General features: G+C 66.9%; 18 protein-coding genes and 1 riboswitch. Of the genes, 5 read left to right on the top strand and 13 right to left on the bottom strand.

The genetic code is table 11. The features are described from left to right. Positions 1-263 precede the first annotated feature (263 nt). Positions 264-1,997, bottom strand: coding sequence for a sulfate permease (sulP, locus tag VF167_09550; GenBank protein HEX6925666.1), 1,734 nt, complete (start codon positions 1,995-1,997; stop codon positions 264-266). Between the two features lie 220 nt (positions 1,998-2,217). Here sulP and VF167_09555 point away from each other — a divergent pair, with 220 nt between their 5' ends. Further along, a complete protein-coding gene (locus tag VF167_09555; GenBank protein ID HEX6925667.1) occupies positions 2,218-2,634 on the top strand; it encodes a YciI family protein in 417 nt (138 codons plus the stop codon). A 77-nt stretch (positions 2,635-2,711) separates the two neighbouring features. Here VF167_09555 and VF167_09560 read toward each other — a convergent pair whose 3' ends face one another. The 3 genes from VF167_09560 to VF167_09570 form a co-directional block, all read right to left on the bottom strand. Beyond that, positions 2,712-3,944 (bottom strand): glycosyltransferase, encoded by a 1,233-nt coding sequence (locus VF167_09560; protein ID HEX6925668.1) that lies wholly within the window; start codon positions 3,942-3,944, stop codon positions 2,712-2,714. 647 nt (positions 3,945-4,591) lie between these two features. Then, entirely contained in the window at positions 4,592-5,998 is a 1,407-nt protein-coding gene (locus tag VF167_09565) for a hypothetical protein (protein HEX6925669.1), read from the bottom strand. 122 nt (positions 5,999-6,120) lie between these two features. After that, a complete protein-coding gene (locus VF167_09570) occupies positions 6,121-6,345 on the bottom strand; it encodes a cation transporter (protein HEX6925670.1) in 225 nt (74 codons plus the stop codon). Between the two features lie 252 nt (positions 6,346-6,597). On the opposite strand from VF167_09570, the gene VF167_09575 reads away from it, so the two are divergent. Together VF167_09575 and VF167_09580 are read left to right on the top strand one after the other, a co-directional pair. Continuing rightward, positions 6,598-7,032 carry a BlaI/MecI/CopY family transcriptional regulator gene (locus VF167_09575; protein HEX6925671.1) on the top strand — a complete coding sequence of 145 codons (435 nt, stop codon included), beginning with the start codon at positions 6,598-6,600 and terminating at the stop codon, positions 7,030-7,032. Then, positions 7,029-8,342 carry a M56 family metallopeptidase gene (locus tag VF167_09580; GenBank protein ID HEX6925672.1) on the top strand — a complete coding sequence of 438 codons (1,314 nt, stop codon included), beginning with the start codon at positions 7,029-7,031 and terminating at the stop codon, positions 8,340-8,342. The genes VF167_09575 and VF167_09580 overlap by 4 nt, the downstream gene beginning before the upstream one ends. A 3-nt stretch (positions 8,343-8,345) precedes the next feature. Here VF167_09580 and VF167_09585 read toward each other — a convergent pair whose 3' ends face one another. The 5 genes from VF167_09585 to VF167_09605 form a co-directional block, all read right to left on the bottom strand. Beyond that, on the bottom strand, positions 8,346-9,515 hold the full coding sequence (locus VF167_09585) for an acyl-CoA dehydrogenase (GenBank protein ID HEX6925673.1): 1,170 nt from the start codon (positions 9,513-9,515) through the stop codon (positions 8,346-8,348). A 286-nt stretch (positions 9,516-9,801) separates the two neighbouring features. Continuing rightward, positions 9,802-10,968 (bottom strand): glycosyltransferase family 4 protein, encoded by a 1,167-nt coding sequence (locus VF167_09590; GenBank protein ID HEX6925674.1) that lies wholly within the window; start codon positions 10,966-10,968, stop codon positions 9,802-9,804. Between the two features lies 1 nt (position 10,969). Further along, on the bottom strand, positions 10,970-13,180 hold the full coding sequence (locus tag VF167_09595) for a molybdopterin oxidoreductase family protein (GenBank protein ID HEX6925675.1): 2,211 nt from the start codon (positions 13,178-13,180) through the stop codon (positions 10,970-10,972). 158 nt (positions 13,181-13,338) lie between these two features. Next, the gene (locus VF167_09600) at positions 13,339-13,857 is read right to left on the bottom strand and encodes a hypothetical protein (GenBank protein HEX6925676.1); all 519 of its coding nucleotides are present in this window, start codon (positions 13,855-13,857) and stop codon (positions 13,339-13,341) included. A 192-nt stretch (positions 13,858-14,049) separates the two neighbouring features. Then, on the bottom strand, positions 14,050-15,837 hold the full coding sequence (locus VF167_09605; GenBank protein HEX6925677.1) for a M1 family metallopeptidase: 1,788 nt from the start codon (positions 15,835-15,837) through the stop codon (positions 14,050-14,052). Positions 15,838-15,981: 144 nt separating this feature from the next. Between VF167_09605 and VF167_09610 the strand changes: the two genes are divergently transcribed. Beyond that, on the top strand, positions 15,982-16,350 hold the full coding sequence (locus VF167_09610) for a sulfite exporter TauE/SafE family protein (GenBank protein ID HEX6925678.1): 369 nt from the start codon (positions 15,982-15,984) through the stop codon (positions 16,348-16,350). A gap of 14 nt (positions 16,351-16,364) precedes the next feature. Here VF167_09610 and pyrE read toward each other — a convergent pair whose 3' ends face one another. The 3 genes from pyrE to VF167_09625 form a co-directional block, all read right to left on the bottom strand. Further along, complete coding sequence (gene pyrE / locus VF167_09615) at positions 16,365-16,940, bottom strand: orotate phosphoribosyltransferase (protein HEX6925679.1); 576 nt, start codon at positions 16,938-16,940, stop codon at positions 16,365-16,367. A gap of 89 nt (positions 16,941-17,029) precedes the next feature. Beyond that, positions 17,030-17,311 (bottom strand): hypothetical protein, encoded by a 282-nt coding sequence (locus tag VF167_09620; GenBank protein HEX6925680.1) that lies wholly within the window; start codon positions 17,309-17,311, stop codon positions 17,030-17,032. A 16-nt stretch (positions 17,312-17,327) separates the two neighbouring features. Beyond that, on the bottom strand, positions 17,328-18,053 hold the full coding sequence (locus VF167_09625) for a hypothetical protein (protein HEX6925681.1): 726 nt from the start codon (positions 18,051-18,053) through the stop codon (positions 17,328-17,330). Between the two features lie 176 nt (positions 18,054-18,229). Here VF167_09625 and VF167_09630 point away from each other — a divergent pair, with 176 nt between their 5' ends. Further along, complete coding sequence (locus VF167_09630) at positions 18,230-20,572, top strand: TonB-dependent receptor (protein ID HEX6925682.1); 2,343 nt, start codon at positions 18,230-18,232, stop codon at positions 20,570-20,572. 34 nt (positions 20,573-20,606) lie between these two features. Here VF167_09630 and VF167_09635 read toward each other — a convergent pair whose 3' ends face one another. After that, entirely contained in the window at positions 20,607-20,987 is a 381-nt protein-coding gene (locus VF167_09635; protein ID HEX6925683.1) for a hypothetical protein, read from the bottom strand. 67 nt (positions 20,988-21,054) lie between these two features. Then, a riboswitch (cyclic di-GMP riboswitch) is annotated at positions 21,055-21,144 on the bottom strand. Positions 21,145-21,158 lie beyond the last annotated feature (14 nt).

The raw sequence follows: 21,158 nt of genomic DNA on the forward strand, positions 1-21,158 counted from the left end.
GGCACCGGCTCGTAGCGGTAGAGCACCCAGAAGGAGATGAGGAAGATCGTCGGGAAGAGGTACCCGTAAATCATCCCCATCCGGTTGCGGAGCTGCAGCCGGAGCGTCGAGACCAGCTGGTGAAGCGCGGGCGTCATGCGGCGCGGGGTGCACGCGAAGCGGTCAGGGGTCCCTGCGCGCGATCTCGGCTTCGATTGCGCGCAAGGACACCTGGAAGTCCGCTGTAGATTCTTTCGGAGTTTCGCCCCCCGCCGACCGCACCGTCAAGCAGGGGCCGTCGGACGAGCCCCCTCCCGCGCGACGGTGGGGCGCACCCCGGCGGGAGGCTCCACCGGCGGCAGGCCGAGGTGGGCACGCGCGGTATTGAGCGCGTCGTCCAGGTTTCCGAAGATGTTCTCCTCGCCCAGCTCATCGAGCAGGTGCGAACGACCGATCGCCACCAGCGGCTGGGCATGGACGTCAGAGAGGATTACCCTCACCCCCTCCCGTCGGCTCCGCTTCACCAGCTCGGCCAGGGCGTGCAGCCCGGTCGAGTCGACCGCGGGCACGTTCCGCATGCGGATGATGAGAGCTCCCGGTCGCCCCTTCACCGGTGACACCCGCTCCTTGAACGTCTCCGCGGCACCGAAGAAAAAGGGACCGTTGATCTCGTAGACCTGCACCTCCGGCGGAATCGCGCGGCGGCGAGCCGCGTCGATGTCGGTCAGGTACGGATCGCCCCGCTCCTCCTGAAACTCACGGCTGACCGCCTGGATGTTGGTCACCTCTGCCATCCGTCGCATGAACAGGAAGGCCGCCAGCACCATTCCCACCTGGATCGCGACCGTCAGGTCCACCGCTACGGTCAACACGAATGTGGTAAGGAGCACCAGCAGGTCGCTACGCGGGGCTCTGAACTCGGCGCGGAAGGACCGCCACTCCGACATGTGGTACGAAACCACGACCAGGATGGCTCCCAGCGTCGCGAAGGGGATGTAGGCGGCGAGCTTTCCGAAGAAGAGCGTGATCAACAGCAGGACGACCGCGTGCACCATGCCGGCAACCGGCGTGCGGCCGCCGTTGTTGATGTTGGTGGCGGTGCGCGCGATGGCGCCGGTGGCAGGGATCCCGCCGAAGAGGGGGCTGGCGATGTTCGCGACCCCCTGCGCCACCAGCTCCATGTTCGAGCGGTGCTTCCCTCCGATCATCCCGTCTGCTACCACTGCCGAGAGGAGCGACTCGATCGCCGCGAGCAGTGCGATGGTGACAGCGGGACCGACCAGGGTGCCGATCGTCGCCAGTTCGATATCCGGAACCGATGGCCGGGGCAGGGAAGCGGAGATGGAGCCGAAGCGGCTGCCGATCGTCTCCACCTCGATTCCCAGCAGCCGGACCAGCGCCGTCGTGACGATCAATGCCACGAACGGAGCGGGGACCTTCCGGCTGACGCGTGGCCAGAGAAGGATGATCGCCAGGGCGAGGGCCGCCACACCCACCGTCGGCCAGTGGACGGTGTGGATGTGCGCGGCGTACGCCTGCCACTTCTCGAAGAACTCAGCGGGCACCTCGCCCATCTGGAGCCCGAGGAGGTCCTTGATCTGGCTGGAGAAGATGATCAGGGCGATCCCTGAGGTGAAGCCGGTCACCACGGGGTAGGGGATGAACTTGATGGCGGCACCCAGACCGGCGACGCCCAGTGCGATCAACATCACCCCGGCCATCATGGTGGCCACGAGCAGGCCGTCGATGCCGTGCTGCTGGATGATTCCGTAGACGATGACGACGAAAGCGCCCGTGGGGCCGCCGATCTGCACCCGGCTGCCGCCCAGGAGAGAGATGAGGAATCCGGCGATGATGGCGGTGTAGAGTCCGCGATCAGGGGTGACGCCGCTGGCGATCGCGAAGGCGATGGCGAGAGGGAGTGCTACGACGCCGACGATGATGCCGGCGGTGGTATCCGCGACCAACTGCTGCCGGTTGTAGCTCCGGAGCGCGGTGAACGACTTCGGGACGAGCACGTGTGCCTCGAAGGTTTATAATGCGAACGCATGAAGCCGGCGTTCGCGGCGCGGCAGAACACCAGCGCGGTGCTGCCGCCGTAATGTCGTAAGGATCGACAGAACGTGGCGGCGTATATAGCGACCACACATGCGCTTGGAAAGTGCCGCCGACGAGCCACTTGCGCCGTCGACGACCCGGGTCCACCATAGAAATCCCCCGGACCCTGGAGAGGAGTACATGACAACAGCTGAGTCGACTGCGTACATGCTCATCTTCCGCGAGACCTCTCCGGAGGTCTACGCGGCGATGAGCGACAGCGACCGCAGGTATTACCTCGATCGCTGGAATGCCTGGTGCGACGAGTTGACCGACGCCGGGCGGATGCTGGCGGGACATCCGCTCGGTGACGCGGGCACCATCGTCACCGGCGCGAAGGGGAAGCGACCCATCGATGGTCCGTTTGCGGAGGCCAAGGAGCTGATCGGCGGGTACTTCCTCGTGACAGCAGCCGATCTGGACGAGGCGACAGCCATCGCCGAGCAATGCCCGCTCCTGCCGTTTGGAATGACCGTGGAGGTGCGACCGGTAGCCGGCGCGTGCCACCTGGCGCGGTCGCTGGGGTGGGAAACGATGCGTGAGCCGGCCGCGAGCTAGTCGCGGCCGGAGTTCATGGCGGTGCTTCAGCGGCGGCGGCCTTCCGGCCACCGCCGCTGAGCGCTTGATGGAGGATGTCATGAACCCACTGACGGGGATGGTGCATAGGTGAGGAGGCGGCGGGCGGCGATCCGGGCGCCGTCAGCAAGGACGGTGGCGGCGAAAGCACGGGCGCGGGCCGTCACTTCCGGCTGAAGGGCGTGTTCGAGTACGTGCGTCAGCGACTCGGTAGTCGGACTACCAGGAGCGTGGGCGGCCCCGATACCGAGGTGCTGGACACGCTCCGCGAAGTAGTGCTGATCGTAGATCTGTGGTATGACCACCTGAGGTGTTCCCGCCCGCGCCGCTGCGGTGGTGGTGCCTGCGCCGCCGTGATGGACGACGGCTGCCACTCGCTCGAACAGCGACTGCAGGTTGACCTCGCCGACGATCAGACAGTCCGGCTGGTCGTCCGGCAAGGAGAGGTCGGCCCAACCGCGCGACACGATCGCACGGCGCCCGAGCGCGCGCGCAGATTCGATCATCGCCCGGCTGAGTCCTGCCGGGGCGTGCATGCTGCCGAAGCCGAAGTAGACCGGTGGTTCACCCGCTCCGAGAAAGGCCTCGAGCTCAGCGGGGAGCGGACGGGCATCCGGCAGAATCCAGGCGCCCGTCTGGAACACGGCCGGGTCCTCCGGGTCGGGCCAGGGTGCCAGCATCGGGTCGGCGGCCAGCCACGGCCTCTCGGTGAGCACATAGCTGCGCACGTCGCTCACCGGGGCCAACCCCAGGGAAGCCCGATGCGGGTTGAGGAGAGAGGCCCACATCGCGTTCCAGCGCTTGGCGTCCTGATCCCAGAGTTGAGCGTATTCGGCGGCGGGCGGGGCGGGCGCATCTCCCAGCGCCCTGAGTACCGGGGGTGCGTGGTGCCTCGAGGGCAACACAACGGGGCAGAATGCTGCGAAGATATAGGGGATGCCGAGTTTTTCCGCGATGGAGGGCGCCGCGATTTGTAATGCCGTGGCGCCCAGGATGAGGTCGCATCCTTCAGCCGCCACCGCGATCGTATCGAACTGTGCGCTGACCGTGCCCTCCATCATCCGGCGACGTTGCTCAGGCGTGGGCACCGCGCTGGAGGCTGGCGCCTTCGCGGCGGAGCGCAACTCGGGTCCGATCGGTACCGCCGGTATGCCGAGGCCCTCGATCCAGTCGCGAAAATCGGGCGGCACGCACATACGCACCTCTTGCTTGAGATCCTTCAACTCGAGCCCCAGCGCGACCAACGGCTGGACGTCGCCACGGGATCCGATGGTCGAGAGCAGCACGCGCATCACAGCCTCCCTTGATGAGAGTGGGCCTTGCAGACGGCGCATAGGATGCATTCACCGCGTGGCCTTGCCGCAAGTCCCGGTGTGCGTTATATGCTGATACAGGACAAGCAAGGTGAGAGCTACAAAAGCGGGTCCGGACGTCTGCGCAGACATCCGGACCCGCTTCGATTTCGCCTGGACTCTCTCGAAGCCCGCGTCTTCTACCAGCGCTGCTCGCCCGCGTCGCGACCTTCGCTTGAATCCGTGAACGACGGCCAGATCGAGAGCGGAGACGGCATGGCGCGGGCCGACCATTCCGGTGATTCGACCGGATCCTCCACTGCGTTGGCGCTCGGCCGTTCGGCCGCAGCGGGAGGCGGGCACCCGGCAGCTTGCTCCGCCGTCCGTGCGTGGTGGGGCTGCCAGCGTCGGCAACTTCCCAGGCGGGAAGACTGTATCTGGTGAAAAACAGGGTAGACTGCCTTCATCGCTACTCTCCCATCAAGGCGGGCTCCGACGCGCCGAATACCGACGGTCACCCTTTACGACGAATGGGGCGGTCAGGATTCGACGTGTCTATCAGCACGTACGATCTCCGCCGGTCCGCCGCTTCAACTCCAACTCACGCGCGGTGCCACTTCGTCAGGTCATGTCGGGCCAAAGGCCCATCAGTGCTGATGTTGCGCCGGGCGCATGGCGTTCGCCATCGGATCGAGCACGCCGTAGGTCCCCATGCGCATGGCGTCGCCGCCCAGGAAGATCTTGAAGCCCGTGCTCACGCTCCAGAAACGATCGTCGCCGAACGCCACGACCGGGTTGAACTCCCCGTTTTCGTGCGTGACCTGGTTGTATTGCACCTCTACGAACGGGCGCGCGGCGAACCGGGGCGAGCCCGTGTCGACTTCGTAGCCCAGCGTATGAATCTGCCAGCGAGAGGCCCCGACCGGGTGCGCGTCGTGATCATAGCGGTAGAAGCCGGTCGTGCCCGCTAGGCCTTCGCGCTCGTACTCGGGGCGGGTGGCGTACTCGAAACGGTAATAGGGCCGGTGCCGTCCAAACCCCAACCGCGCTTCCGCCAGCGTCGACCAGTATCCTTCCCGCCCTTCCGGCTCGCTCCTCGAGCCCTCCACCAGCACGTATACGTTGACGTCTTTGTACCGCCCGTTGTGACGGACCGCAGCATTATAAAGCTCGGTTGCCTCCAAGGTACCGTCGTGTTCCTGCTCGACGTGCGCCCAGCTGGCCGAGACCTCCCACGGGGCCATGAGGCCGCCATCACCGATGCGCTGAGTCAGCCGCGCGCCGAAGGACTCCCCGAAGCCGTCCAGGTTGGAGAGGTCGTGGGCATCGGTCGGCTCGGCGCCCCCGAAGACGCTGGCCTCCAGCGAGAGTCCTGATCGCAACAGGTAGACTCCCGCCACCATCCAGCGCTCCAGGACCTGAGACAGGTGGTGGTTGGTGGGGTATTTCGCCACCGGCCGGCTCATCGGATCCTCGGTGCCGAACGGAACGAATCCCTTGCCGATGGTCAGCGATCCGGCGCCCCCCGGCAGATCCCACCCGTTCAGTGACAGCGTGGCTTCGTGCAGCAGGGTGTGCGGGTGACGCTTGTCGATAAAGCCCTCGCCCCAGCCGCCGAAGGTCAACTCGCCCCCCGGTTGGGTCCACGCCTCGAAGTCCAGTGTGGTACGGAGGACCACAACCTGATCAGGACTCCCCAGGGTCAGCATCGCCGCGGGCTGGGTGGCATAGAGCTCGGTATCGTGAATCGGCAGGTCGGAATTACTTGGGGAGCCGCTGGTTACGATCGGGAAGACCTGCCCCATTGCCCCCACACGCCATCCACGGCCGAGCGGCTGCATCCACATGGCGCGCTCCTCGGGTGCTGCGAGTGCCGCGGGTGCGTTCGCGGTGTCGGCAGCGGGGGGTGCATCGCTCACATGGCCCCGAAGGGTGGAGTCGGGCTCAGCGGCGGGGCGAGGATCGTGCGCGGGGTGTTGGGCCGCCGCCTGCGTGGACCCTGCGCCGAGAAGGCTCGCGCCGAGGGCCAGGAAACGGATGTATCTGATACGCATCTTCGTCAGTCCGAATGCCTCGAGAAGAAGGGACCGCACGGGGCCTGCCGCGCTCCTCGCTCGGCAGGAGGCCGTGCGCGCCCCTCGTTCGATTGCTGTTCTGGGCCCTCGTCCCTGGGCCACTAGGCCACGGCGGCCCGGTATCCCGCTCTTCCGACCGCGGCGATCAGTCGCTCGGCGTCGGTCCGCATCGAGTCGTACTTCACCTTCGCGCGACCCGCCGGGAGATCCACCGTCGCGTCGACCACTCCGTCTACACCGCGCAGTGCCTCCGTAACGTGACGGACGCAATTGTCGCACGACATGCCGGTGATGGTGAGATCGAGGGTCGAGGTGCTCGTCGTCATGGTGCATTTCCTTTCTATGTTGCTTGGCTGAAGGCGCGCCCCGCGCCGCACCGAGAACAAACCATCCGCAGCACGCCGGAAACCGGAGGTACCCTCCGGGGGTATATGCTATAATAGGGGGTGGGGGTATGTCAACCCGGAACGCTGCGGATCTCCGCACCAGCCGAGCTGTGCTGTTGACCTAAGAGCTTAGTTGACAGACCGCCGAGCAGGTGCTACGCTGAACTAAGCACTTAGTTCAACGGAGCGGAGATGACGACGGGACTGGGAGAAAGGGAACTGGACATCATGGTGGCGTTATGGCGCCAGGGGCCGGGCACGGTGGCCGAGGTGCAGGCGCGGCTGCCCATCGAGCTGGCCTACAACACGGTCTCCACGATTCTGCGGAATCTCGAGGCGAAGGGTTACGTCGGTCACACGGCGGAGGGGAGGCTGTTCCACTATCATGCGCTGGTTTCCGAGCAGACGGTGCGCGGCAACGCGCTGTCGCGATTGGTAGACAAGCTGTTTCGTGGGTCGCCATTGGGCGTGGTGACCCACATGGTTGAGAGCCAGGCGCTGTCGCCCGAGGAGCTGCGGGCGCTCGAGGAGTACCTCGACCAGCGCTTGAAGGGACTCCAGTCGGCCAGCGGCGCGAATATGCGGCCAGGCAAGCCGAAGGAGAGGTCGGGGAGGAGAGAAGAATGATCGCGCTCTGGATGGCGTGCTCGCTCCTCGTCGGATCTCTCGTCGCTGCCGCCTGCCTGTTGCTCGAGCGGATCGTTCTCGCCGCACGCCTCCCGACGCGCGCCGTCTGGGTGGGCGGAATGGGAGCGATGCTCGTCGCGACCCTCTGGGCGGCTCCGATCCCGCCGCGCCCATCGGCGGGGGTGGAGATTTCAGCGGTAGCCGCGTCCTCGCCATCGGCGACTGTCCGGGTTGCTTCTGATTTCGGCGGCCCTGCTCGTCGGTGGATGGGTCAGGTGAATCGGCGCATCTCTGTCGTCGGGGAACGGCTTTCAGGCTGGGACCGTCCACTTCTGCTGGCGTGGGCTCTCCTGGCGGCTTTCTTCGCGGGTGTCGTCCTCCACGCTGCGCTCGAGGGGCGGCGACTTCGCCGCGGGCTCCAGGTGCGTCGACTGGCGGGCACCCCGGTTCTGCTGACGCAGGACGTCGGGCCGTCCGCAACGGGGATCGTGAACCCGTTGATTCTCGTCCCGCATTGGGCGCTCGACCTCGACGACGAGCGACTCGCGCTGCTCCTTCGGCACGAGCGCGAACACCTTGCCGCCAGGGATCCTCTTCTCCTGCTGCTGACCCTCATCCCGATCGTGCTGATGCCGTGGCACCTTCCGCTGTGGTGGATGCGGAAGCGCCTGCAGCTCGCGGTCGAGGTCGACTGTGACCGGCGTGTTCTACGGGCTCATCCCGATGTCCGGCGCTACGCCGAGCTGCTCCTGCACCTCGTGGAGCGGGCCCCGATGCTTTCCCGCGCCAGTGTTCCCGTCGCCACTGCGGTCGCTCCCCTGCGTCCGCGTCCCTCTCACCTTGCCCGGAGGATCACCGCCATGACCGAACCCCAACGGCCCCGCCTGCTGCTCCGCACAATCCCGGCGATGCTGGGGCTCGTAGCCCTCGCTGCGCTCCTGCCGATCCTTCCGCGCCCGGCGGACGCCGCTGCACAAGCAGCACGGGACCAGCGCGCAATCGTTCGGCTGACCAAGGTAGGTGTGAGCGTCTCGTCCCTACCGATGGATATCGTAATCTATACGACCGGTGCGGCGCGGGTGGGGATCGGCATCGACGAGCCAACCCTTCTGACGGATACGCTTCGGCTGGACAGGTTGCCCGCGATCACCGCGGACGTGACCGAGGGCGAGGTGCACGTCGAGATCAGAAGCCCCGGTCAGATCAGCCTGGGCGGAGAGGTGAGTGGTGGCCCGGCCCGCGAGGTATCGGCCAGCGGGCGGCACATCGTGATCATGAAGGGTGCGGTGGGTATCCGGGGCGCACTGTGACCGCTACCGCAGCAGATCCTTCGCGATCGTCTGCAGCTGCATGTTGCTGGTCCCCTCGTAGATCGTCCCGATCTTCGCGTCGCGGTAGAATTTCTCCACCGGGTACTCGCGGGTGAAGCCGTAGCCGCCGTGCAGGTCGATGCAGGCAGAGGTGATCCGCTGCGCGACCTCGGAGCTATAGAGCTTGGCCATCGCGGCCTCGCGCAGGAAGGGTAGCCCCGCGTCCTTCAGACGCGCGGCGTTGTAGACCATCAGCCGCGCCGCCTCGAGCTCGGTGGCCAGCTGCGCCAGCTGGAACTGCACTGCCTGGAATTCGGCGATCGGTTTGCCGAACTGCTCTCTCTCTCTCACGTACCGCAGGGTCGCCTCGAGCGCACCGGCGCTCAGCCCGATCATCTGGGCGCCGATGCCGATGCGGCCCTCGTTCAGCGTCTCGATGGCGGTGCGGTACCCCTTCCCCACCTCTCCCAGCACGTTCTCCCGCGGGACAAAGACGTCCTCCAGGATCAGCTCGCACGTCGAGGAGGCCCGGATGCCGAGCTTGTCCTCCTTCTTGCCGATGCTGAACCCCTCGAACTCCCGCTCGACGATGAACGCCGTGATCCCCCGGTAGCCGGCCGACGGGTCGACGTTGGCGAAGATCACGTAGATCGAAGCCTCGGCCCCGTTGGTGATCCAGAGCTTTCTACCGGTCAGGCGGTAGCCTCCATCCGCTTCGACCGCCCGCGTCGCGAGCGCGAAGGCGTCGGATCCCGATCCCGCCTCCGACAACGCGTAGGCGCCGACCTTCTCGGAGGCGAGCTGCGGGAGATAGCGCCCCTTCAGGTCGTCCGAGCCCCAGCGCAGCAGGGCGTTGTTGACCAGGGTGTTCTGCACGTCCACGAACACGCCTACGCTCGCGTCCACGCGCGACAGCTCCTCGACCACCACCACCGCGGTGAAGAAGGAGCTACCCAGCCCCCCATATTCCTCGGGAATTTCGATCCCCATCAGGCCGAGCTCGAAGAAGCCCGGGATCAACTCGGGGTCAATCGCCTGCGCCTCGTCCATCGCGCGGACCCGCGGCGCCACCTGCTCGCTCGCGAACTCCCGCACCGCGTCGCGGATCATCTGTTCGTCTTCGCTGAGCACCGTCAGCGGTGCGCCCGCGCTCGAGAGCTCGGGACCGGACATCGCAGTTCTCCGTTGATCAATCGTGGACGAGGTCCTCGACACCGGGAAGGAAGCGGCAAGGCGTGGGCCGTTCCCGCGACGGTTTTGCCTCCGCTCAGAGCCCGATCAGCTTCAGGAGGCGAGCCAGGAGGGGAAGAAGACGGCCGAGAAGACGGGTGACCAGCCAGACTACCACCGTCTTCAGCAGGTATCGCAGTACGATCATGAGATCAGGGGCCAGGGGGAAAGACTCGACCTGCTGGCCGTACGCCGCGCCCGGCCGCGGGGTTTCACCCGCGCCTGCGGATCAACCCGGCGCCAGCGCACCGGTTGTGCTGTTCAGAGGGCGCAACGCCTCCAGGTACTGCTCCACCACCACCTCCCAGGAGAAACGACTCAGGGTCGCCTGCACGGACGATCGGGATGCGGCTTCGAGCCTGCCGGGATTGTGACGGAAGCTCTCGATCGCGCGGGCGAACGCGTCCGCATCGCCCGCGGGGAGGAGCATGCCGTTCTCCCCATCGCGAACGACGTCGCGGATTCCCTCGAGGTCGGCAGCGAGGATGGGAAGGCCACAAAGCCCGGCCTCCAGCATCACCACTCCGAATCCCTCCATGTCGCCAGGCACGGGAATGTTCGGCATCACGAACAGATCCGCCCCACGGAAGAGGGTGAGAAGCATCTCCTCCGAGATCCGGCCGAGCACCCGCACGCGGTCCCGGAGATTGCGATGCCGCACGATCTCCTGGATTCGCGGAGTCATCGGACCGGAGCCGCCCAGCAGATAGACGACGTCCTCGGGAAGGCGCGGCATGACGTGCTCGACGAACCAGTGGAAGCCCTTGCGCTCCTGGTGTCGTCCCACGCTGCAGAGCAGGAGCGCCCCTTCGGGGATCGGAGCCCCACCTACTAGCTTGAGCGCAGCGAGCAGCTCCGCCCTCGTCGCGGAGCGGTTCTCGACCGGCGGAAACCGCGAGGGATCCACTCCGCACGGCACGATCCGCAGCTTCTCGGGGGCGAGCCCACGGGACAGACACTCCTCCGCGGTCGCACGGCTGATGGGGAGGACCAGATCCAACGCCGAAAAGATGCGCGGGACCAGCCGCTGGTAGGCCGGGTTGGGCAGGGTGACGTCTCGTCCGACGGGCGTGGCGGCGAGCTTCACCCGTGTGCCTCTGAGGCGTGGCTTGAGGAGCGGAGCCAGTGCCGCCGTGACCATCGAGGAGAAGAGCACGACGTCGACGGCTGCGCTTCGCACGATGCGTGGAATTTCCCAGAGCAGGCGCAGGAGGAAAGGCCCGGTGCGTAGCTCGGTCCAGCGGGAGGAGCTGCGCAGCACGAGCGAGGTCAGCTCCACATCCGGGTGAGAGGCGAGGGCGATCTCCTGCTCCACCGCCAGGCGCTGCATCCCCCCGACGTTGGAGAGCGGCTCCCCCTCGAGCGGAAAGGTGTGGCTGACGAAGAGAATCCTCATCCTACGAGGCAGCGCTCCCGGCTCCGGTGGGCAGGGAAGCGGGGGCGAGTCGCTCCGGATCCGAAGGTCGCCCCGCGTCAGCGCCGCGCTCGGCGTGTGTGCTCTCCCGTGGCGAGGCGAGCTCCACCTCGACCGCGTTGTCGTAGAAGCGCGCCCCACCTCCCAGATCGCTCTCCGCTAGAGAGGTGGTGTTGTTTACCGTCTTCCCCTCAGGAGAGTAGCGTGCCCAACGAACGCCGAACGAGGCCGCGACTCCTCGGCGCACCTCGACGGTCACCCGCGCCAGGGCGGTGAAGCTGCCCCGCGCGTTGTGCACGCGCACTTCGTCGCCGGTCCGGATCGCGCGCGCGGCGGCGTCGTCCGGATGCAGCCACACGCGCGGCGGACCGGCGGCTTTGCGGAGTGCCGGCACGTTCGCGAAGGTCGAGTTCAGGAACTGGTGCTCGGGTGGCGAGATCAGCATCAGCGGATAGGGCTCGCCCTCGCCGTCACTCTCATCCGCGGCGCGCAGCTCGGCAGGCGGCACGTAGGTAGGCAGCGGATCGAGGCCGAAGGCCGCGAGCTCAGGAGCTTCGAACTGGATCTTCCCCGTGGGAGTGTTGAAGCGGGCGGGATCTCTGAAGGGCGCGAAGGGCTGATCGACCCGCATGCGGACCCACCCGTCTTTCAGCAGCCGGTCCAGGGTGATGCCCTCGAACGCGAGATGGGTCGTGTCCAGCGCCTGGCGGATGAGCTCCAGATCGTCGTCCCGGAAGGCGGGATCGTTGAGCCCCATGCGCGCGGCCAGGCGGCGGAAGATCTCGCTGTTGGGCAGACATTCGCCGATCGGCTGGATGGCGGGCCGGTTCAGGGTGAGATAGACGTGCCCGTACGATGTGTGCAGATCCCAGTGCTCCAACTGGGTGGTCGCGGGCAGCACCCAGTCCGCGTAGTCGGCGGTGTCGGTCTGGAAGTGCTCGAGCACGACCGTGAAGAGGTCCTCCCGCCTCAGCCCCTCGCAGACCCTCCCGCGCTCGGGGGCCACCGCGCCTGGATTGGAGTTGTACACGACCAGCGCCTTCACTGGAGGTCCGCCCACTCCCGCATCCGGCAGGGTGAGTGCCTCGCCCAGGCGGATCATGTTGATCGTGCGCGTGCCCGGAGGGATCCAGTCCGGTCTCTCCAGCTTCGCCGCCGCGATCCCCCGGAACGCGCCTGAGGTCGACAGCGTCGCGCCACCGCCGACGTCTCGCCACGCCCCCGTGAGCGCCGGCAGGAGCGAGACCGCACGGACAGCGCTCCCACCGCCCGCGTGACGCTGCATTCCGTAGTTCAGGCGGATGAAGGTGGGTCGGGTCTGAGCGTACTCCCGCGCCAGCGAAACTACGCTATCGGCATCCAGACCGGTGACCCGCGCAGTCTCGACGGGCGTCCAGCCGCTAACGTGGTCCGCGAGCCGCTCCCACCCGTGCGCGTATCGCTCCAGGTAGTCACGGTCTTCCAGTCCTTCCGCGAGGATGACGTGCATCATCCCCAGGGCGAGCGCGGCGTCGGTGCCGGGGCGGATGGGCAGGTGCAGGTCGCACTGCGCGGCCGTACGGGTGCGGATGGGGTCGATAGCGATCAGGCGTGCCCCCCGCTCGCGCGCCCGGCGCAGCGCCGGCCACAGGTGCGGGTTCGAGGTCAGCGTGTTCGTCCCCCAGAGCAGGATCAACCGAGCGTGCTCGGCCTCCTCCGGGGTGGGTCCAACGCGGTCTCCGTAGGTGTGGCGCCAACCCTCGGTGCCCGCAGCCGCGCAGATAGTCCGCGCCAGTAAGCTGGCCCCCAGTCGGTGGAAGAAGCGTCGGTCCATCGACGACCCCTGCACCAGCCCCATCGTCCCCGCATAGGAGTAGGGAAGGATCGCCTGGGGACCAAAGCGGTCGATCACCTCGCCCAGTCGCCGGGCGATGTCGTCCAGCGCTTCATCCCAGCTCGCGGGCTCGAAGCGGCCCTCTCCCTTCGGTCCAACCCGTCGCAGCGGTCGCGTGAGCCTATCCGGGTGGTAGGTCCGCTCGAGGTAGCGGTTGACCTTGGCGCAGAGGAAGCCCTGGGTTACGGGATGTGCAGGGTCTCCCCGCACGTCTACCGCGCGCCCGTCTTCGACCCGCACCAGCATGGCGCAGGTGTCGGGACAGTCGTGGGGACATGCGCTGCGAACAACGCCGTTCTTCAGCAGGGGAAGAGCGCTCATGAGGTGGAAACTAAGGCATCGACCTGCAGACGAAAGTGGGGGCCCGCCGGCGCGAGCTTGCAAACCGAACGGGACCCCCTGTACCGCCGAGGCCTGCCCCGGTGATCAGAGACGTGCCTCGGCGAGGCTAGATGTGCCTCAGCGAATCGAGGCCTGCCTCAGCGGACCGGCGTGTTGATCCCCGCGACCAGCCGGAAGGGCTCCAGGTCTTCCACCGAGCTCCAGCGGGCTTCCGCGAAGGGGCGCACCCTGGTGGAGAGTAGCCGGCCGCCCTCGAGGCCGACGAACAGGTTGTAGCCCGCTTCCACCTCCCGCTCGTCGTCGGCGTCGAAGTCGGCCCGCAAGAAGGCCGCGCCGGCCCCACCGTAGAAGCCACCGAGCTCGTCGGGTCGGACGACCAGGTCCGCGTTGAGCTGCCAGGAAGTTCCCTCGTCCTCCTCCGCGAAGAACACGTCTCCGCTGGGGACCACCAGCAGCTGGCGAACCAACGGAATCCGGAGCTGGGCACCGGCGGAGCCCACCTCGGCGTCGAAGTCGTAGCCGCCCCGGACTCCAAACTCGACCGGCGCTTCCCCTCGGCCGGAGCGTTCCGGCTCCCGGATTCGCCGTCGCCACTGCGCCTCCAGGAGATCCGCTCCCATGACCAGCATCAACGCCAGACAGAAGATCGCTCGCATCGCATTACCCTCGTTTCCGGATCAGAAGAGCCGCCCCGTCGGCCTTCAGGCCGCCGGGGCGCGTGAGCGAGGGATCGACCTATTCTAAGTTTGTGCCAATGTTATACTTAACCGCTATCACAGGCAGATTGGTGGGTGCCAGCAGGTCGCTCCCTCTTTTTCTGATGCCGTCGCCGACCTCAAGGTTTCCCGTTAGAGTCTCCGACGGTTGTTCGCCGGGTTGATGTCCAACAGGACCTCTTCCGGATCGACCACCACCGCCTGAGGGCGGGACGGCGTGATTACCTCGACCGTCTGCTCTCGCTCCCTGCCGGTGAGATCCACCCGCTCGCCATCCACGGCGACCTCGACCGGCATCCACGCCTCGCCCTCCCGCCGGATGGTCGCCACCGTCCGCCAGCGTCCATCGCTCGTCCGCTCCGTGCGCGCGTTCGCGACCGCGAAATCCAGCGTGGCGGTGGTGTGCACCCACTGGTCGAAGAACCAGTCGTAGCTCTTGCCGGTCACCTCATCTACCACCTCCCGGAGGTCCTGCTCGCTGACGTGGCTGAGGGCATTGCGACGGAAGTACTCGCGCAGGATCTCGCGCATGATGTCATCACCCACGAGCTCCCGCAGCATCCGCAACACGAGTGATGGCTTCGTATAGGTCATCTGCGAGTAGATCTCGGGATCAGCGAATTCCGCCCCGGGGGTGGCGATGGGTTGCGTCCGTCCCATTGCCTCCAGCTGACGAATGGCGTGCATAGAGGGTTGCCAGGTGTCCGCCCCTCCTTCCTCGGCTGCCCAGCCGTCGATGAACGACTGAAATCCCTCGTCCAGCCATCCCTCGCGCCACTCGTTGTTCGCGAGCATTCCGTGCAGGTACTGGTGACCGACCTCGTGGATGATCAGGCCCTGGCTGGCGGAGCCGTTCATGACCAGCATGGGGAACTCGGTGCCCCCACCCTCGATCCGATGGAGGTTGGTGAGCTGCGGCCAGAGGTAGGGGCCCCAGAGCTCCTGTAGCCAGACGAGTGCATCCTGGGTGCGTCGCACCGCCACGCCCTCGTCCCAGGCCGTGTCTTCCGGTAGGTAGAGGACCCGAATGGCGATCTCCTCCGCACCGGATCCGCCCAGGCGTGGCACCGTGCCCTGCTCGAACCGGTAGTTCGGATCGATGCTCCAGGCGAAATGGTGCACGTCCTGCGCGCGCCAACGGACGCGCTTCCGACCCTGCGCCGGCTCTCCGGAGAGAAGCCCCAGCGGTTCGGCTGGCTTTTCGGGGTAGGTGTCGCGCAGGTAGAGAACCTCTCCCGTTCCGGGGACCGCGGCTTGCTCCCAACCCGGGTCGCCCTCTACCGGTACCCCGGTGGCCCCGAACACCTGGTCGTCCTGCACTTCCAGGGTCACGTCGTACGAGGCGAACTCTCCGTAGAACTCACCCTGTGGCAGGAGCGGCTGCGTCTGCCACTTACCGTCTTCGTAGACCGCGATGCGAGGATACCACTGGGCCCAGTCGTAGTGACGCCCGCGTCGACCCTGGCGGCGCGGGATCACGGAGAGACGCGCCTGCCAGTCGAGCCGAACCTCAACGCTGTCACCCGGTCGTAGCGGCGACGGCAGGGGGATCCCGACCACCGTCGAATCGGGGGCGCCGGGGTAGGCGGGACTCACCGCCTGGCCGCCCACCGTCACGCCGGTGAACCGCTCGAACGCGTGGTCATCGGGGCCGAGGTCCTGGAACCTGCGCTCGCCGTACTCAAGCTCGCGACGGGCCCAGGCACTGTTCGGCCGGAAGGCGTTGAGGTGTTGGTGGAACCAGAGGGTGTCGATGGACGATTCCGACCGGTTCACGTACTTCACGCGGGCGCGACCGGTGAGCACGTGCGTCGATTCGTCGAGACTCGCCTCGATCCGGTAATCAACGAGCGGGGCCGAGGGTGCGGTGTCGGCCTGTGGGGCGAGACCCGCCGCGAACAGCAGGAGAGCGAGCATCATCGAGTGAGTCCGGTTCGCGTTAAAGGCGTAAATGGACGGCGCTCGTGGCCAGGGCAGACGACCCGAGGACTCTCGCCTGCGCCCGCCGCCGATCCTACTTTGCCGCGTCTCGCACGCGTACCCGATCTCCAACCGGGAGGTCCGTTGTCTGTTCTCGTCTACCTTGTGATCGGTCTGGGAGCGGGTGTGCTCTCCGGCCTCTTCGGGGTTGGCGGTGGCGTCCTCATCGTCCCCGCTCTGATCCTGTTCGTGGGGCTCAGCACCCACGCTGCTGTCGGCACGTCGCTGGGAGCTCTCCTGCTACCCGTCGGAATCCTCGGTGCCATCGCCTACTATCGAAGCGGTAACCTCGATCTCCAGGCCTCGCTGCTGATCGCCGTCGGGCTGTTCATCGGCGCCCACTTCGGCGCGCGTATCGCGCTCAGCCTCTCTCCCGTCAACCTCACGCGGGCGTTCGCCGTCTTCCTCGTCCTGGTCGCGGTGCGGATGTGGGTCGGAACGCTCGGGCGCTGAGCTCGCTCCTGTCTTCAGGCCGCAGGGCCGGTAGAGGCCGGCGCATCCTGGAGGAGCTCGGAGATGCGGAACAGCGACAGCACAGGATAGCCGCGGGCCTCGATGGCCTCGCGCCCGCCCGCTTCCCGGTCGATGATGGTGAGCACACCGACCACTGTCCCACCCTCTGCCTCCACCGCGTCACACGCCTGCAGGGCGCTTCCACCACTGGTAATCACGTCCTCGATGACCAGGGCGCGCTGCCCCGCCGCGAAATTGCCCTCGATCCGCTTGCCTGTGCCGTGATCCTTGGGCTGCTTGCGCACGGTGAAGGCATCGATGGGATCCCCGCGAAGCCAACTCTCGTGGGCGATGGCGTAGGCGACCGGATCGGCACCCATGGTGAGGCCTCCCACCACGTCGGGGCGCAGGTCGGTTGAGCTCAACAGCTCGAACGCGAGCGCGCCGATGAGTGCCTGCCCCTCGGCGGAGGTAGCGGTGACGCGACAGTCGACGTAGTAGCTGCTGCGAGCCCCCGAGGCGAGGATGAAGTCGCCCCGTTGCACGGAGCGTTCGAGCAGGAGCTGCTTGAGTCGTTCGCGCTGGGTCATATCGGTAGCGTCTTCTTTGGCGTCAGGTACGGAGAGACCCCGCGGATCGCGCCGCGCGCCGGGGGTGGTGGGGGAGGCAAGCTACCGGCTCAGCCATCCTCCAGCCACTCCTCGACCGACGCCGGTCCCACTTCGTTGTCGAGCTTTGCGAGGATTGCCCCGGCCTCCCGCCGCGGGTCGTGGCCGGCTTCGTACTCGAGGAATTCGAGTCGCTCCGCGGGGTCGTGCGGTGAGGCGAAGCGCCACGCATGAGCTCCGGAACTCTCCGCCCGCTCCTTCAGCTCAGTCCAGAGGGAGCGGTACTCCGGCTCGCGTTCCGGATCCACCCGGCGGCGGAGGCATAGCAGACGTCTATCCACCCTCGGACTCATACGTTCTCCCCGAGAGTCAGGCGGGACTGCGTTTGCGGCGCTCTACGCCGCCCGGCGGCTCCGACCGACGCCGACGCCGGTCGCGCGAGAGCACCTGCCTGAGCACATAGACCCCGATGCGGGTGAGGGGCGAGGGCCGATACCGCGCCGACGCCCGTTGCGCGGTCCGGACGAGCGGTTCGACCTCCGCGAAGGAGGCCCTCCGATTCCTGACCGCAAATGCGATGCGCTGTACCTGCGCGAGCAGCTCGCTGGATGATGCCGTGCCGAGCTCTCCGTGGATGCGCTCGGTTGCTGACAGGGCGCGGGAGATCAGCGCGTCGACTCGCGAGAGGGCCTGTGCCGGGGGCTCGTCCGCACTCCGCGCCGCCTCGTATTCGGTGGCTACTTCCTCGAGCAGCTCATGCAACGCGACCGCCCACGTAGCGACCTCACGACGCTCCGCCTGGCCCATTCCTCGCTCTACGGTACGGAGCATGGCCTTCTGGAACCGGATGGTCGCCTCCACGATCCCCGCGTCGTCCTCCGGGATCTGCGCCAGGAAGTCCACGATCGCATCGTAGGTGCGCGCCGCCGCCACCGCATCGAGCGCGTCGATCTCGTCCACCAGATCGCTCACGCGGGTGATCAGGCCTTCGCGAAACTCGTCGAGGGAGGGGGACCGCGTCTGGAGCAGGTATCCTACCTCGGCATCGACGAGTGTCTGAAGTACGAGCAGTTTCGCGAAGGTGTCTGCTTTCATTACAGTTGCGACGGGCGGGAAGCGTGTCGGTAAACCTCTCCCTGGCATGGAATGGCGTCAAGAGCGTGTCCGCTTTGGAGATGCGCGTAGTCTCGGCATTCTGGCCGTCCCCGCCCTCTCCTGCTGGTCGGTCCGCCTCCCCTCGCCCTGGTGTTCGCCGCTGGCTTGGACGGGCCGTGCTCGTGCTGGTAGCCCTGCTCTTCTCACTTCCGCTCGCGAGCGACCTGCAGGCTCAGGAGACCGGTGTCCTGATGGGTCGGGTCATCGACTCCGAGGGCGCCCCCATCGCCAGCGCGAGCATCCGCGTGGGTGGCTCGGTCGCGCTCAGCGATCAGGATGGTTACTACCGCGTCTCCGCCCTACCAGCCGGTGTGCACCGGGTCGTCGCGGAGCGACTCGGCTACGAGCGAACCGTGGCATCCGTCTCCCTGGCGCCGGGAGCTACTGCTCGCCTCGACCTGGTGATGCAGACCGAGACCGTGGAGCTCGAGGGGGTGGTGGTCGATGCCATCCACGAGGCAAACCGGGAACGCGCGCGCTTCGAGACGGACGCGGGCGTGACCGCGCGAGTGATCGGGGGTGAGGAGCTGAAGGCCCTCCCCGGATTAGGCGAGGCAGACGTCATGCGAGCGGTGGAGGTGCTCCCCGGGGTCGTATCCACCTCCGATTTCTCCAGCGCGTTCAATGTTCGCGGTGGGTCCGCCGACCAGAACCTGATCCTGCTCGACGGCTTTCCCATCTTCAATCCGTTCCACCTCGGGGGCCTCTTCAGTGTCTTCAACTCGGACGCGATTGCCCGCGCCGAATTGCTGGCGGGTGGGTTCGGCGCTGCCTACGGCGGGCGCGTTTCGTCAGTGCTCTCGGTGGAGACGCGCAGCGCCGGGGTGGAGGGACTCGAGGTCGAAGGCGGGATCTCGATGCTGGCGACCCGCGTGCAGCTGCGGTCCCGCCTACCGGATCGGGCGGCGCAGAGGCTGGGGGTGAAGAGCGGGGGCTGGATCGTCTCGGGACGTCGCTCCTACTTCGACCAGATCCTCAAGCCAGTAGTCGACTTCCCCTACTTCCTTACCGATTTTCAGGGTTCCGGTCACCTCGAGCTGGCGGGTGGGGGTACGATCAACCTGGTCGCCTACGGCGGCGCGGACGTGCTCGACCTATCCGACTTCGACCTTCCCGGCGACGATTCGACCGCTGTGCTGCGGGTGCGCTGGAACTGGGGGAATCGGCTGGTCGGGGTGCGCTGGCGCCAACCGCTGTCGCACGGGTGGTCGTCCGATGCGCGCATCGGTTACTCGCGGTTCGCCGACCAGCTCGGCTTCGTCGACTTCGAGGGGGCAGAGTTCATCAGCCGGGTCGCGCAGGTCTCTGCCAGCCTCGGCCTCTCCCGGCCCTTTGCGGGCGGGGGCGCAATCCAGCTCGGTGCCTCGGCGGAGCGTCTGGCGTACGACAACCTGGCACAGGCCGGGGGGACCCCGTTCTACGCCGCGTCGGATCACGGCATCCTCGGAGCCGCGTACGCGGCACTTTCACTCCAGCCGGGAGATCGCTGGCTGGTCGAGCCGGGGGTGCGCCTCGACGTGTGGAATGCCACCGGCGACAACTACGTCGTCCTCTCCCCCCGTTTCGCGGTGAAGCGCTTCCTTGATGCAGACCGCGAGGCGGCGGTGAAGCTGGCAATGGGTAGATACTCCCAGTTCCTCCATTCCCTTCGCGACGAATCCCTGCCCGTGTCCAACGACACCTGGATCGTGGCCGGAAGGGGAGCGCCGGTCCTGATCTCCGATCAGATCCAGGCCGGCGTGGAGAAATACTGGGGCGACGACTGGTCTGCTTCGCTGGAAGCCTATTACCGCGACTTCGACGGTGTCGTCGAGTTCAACCTGGCGGACGATCCGAACGTACCCTACGACGACGTGCTCGCGGGCTCAGGGCGATCCGCCGGAGTGGACCTGCTCGTCCGCAAGAACAGCGGATCGCTCACGGGGTGGGCGACCATCTCCTATCTGCGTGCCGAGCGCACGCTCCCCGACCCCATGGCCGAGGGTTGGGAGGACGTCCCGCCGGAGGTGACCTTCCCCCCCGTTTTCGACCGCCGCATCGACGTGGACCTGGTCCTCCGTTACCTGGCGCCTCACGGTCTCGAGCTCGGCGCGCGCTGGAACTACGGCTCCCCGCTGCCCTACACCCGGCCCGTCGCCCAGTACTACGCCTGGCGGTATTCGCCCCTGCGCCGCCAGTACGAGCCGCTGGATCAGCCGGGAGACGGTCCTCCCCTCTTCGTTCGCCTGGGGGATCGCAATGCCGAACGGTATCCCCCGTACCACCGGCTCGATCTGACCGTGAGACGGACCTTCGAGCGGCGCTGGGGGAGCTGGACGCCGTACTTGCAGATCCTCAACGCCTACAATCGGCGAAATGTGCTGTGGTACTACTTCAACTACGACGAATCCCCGCCCACGCGTTCCGGTCTGAGTATGTTCCCGATCCTCCCTGCCGTAGGGGTGGAGATGTCGTTCTGAGGCGCGGCTGGAAGAGCGGCGCGCCCACCTCGCCTCAGCGCGAGATGAACAGCGGCAAGGGGACGTGCTTGTCGTCGACGCGCACCGTTCGACGTCGGCCGGCGCCTGCCTCGAGGTACTCGATCCCCTCGTTCGCGAGGAAGAGATGGGGTCCCATGGTGGATTCCTTCAGGTACCCGATCCAGCTGAGGTAGTTGACGAGGCGGGAGGTTTCCTCTTCGTCGAAGCCGAGCTCCGCGCCGAGGCGGGCGGGATTCACGGGTCGTCCGGGGCAGGAGCCCGTCACGGCATACGCGTGCTGCAGCAGGATGAAGCTGTCGCGCTCGAGCCGCTGGACTTCCGGCCCGGGGAGATTGCGCCGGTTTCCGCCGGGCTCCCCTTCGTACCGTTGGTCTCGTCTCGATGGGACGTTCATTCTGCCAGTAGGGGTCTCATGCGGATGGGCCGCCAGGGATGCTCCGCTCGTATCAGGAGCGGCTTTCGCTGGCGGCCCGGCTGACCTGACGGAAGCTATCCGTGGTGGTCTCGTGGCTCTGTGCCCCCGTCTTTCGACGGGTTTGCTCTGATCAGCGTCACCTGGTGGCCC

The sequence above is a fragment of the Longimicrobiaceae bacterium genome, assembly GCA_036375715.1.
In the GTDB taxonomy this organism is placed as follows: domain Bacteria; phylum Gemmatimonadota; class Gemmatimonadetes; order Longimicrobiales; family Longimicrobiaceae; genus DASVBS01.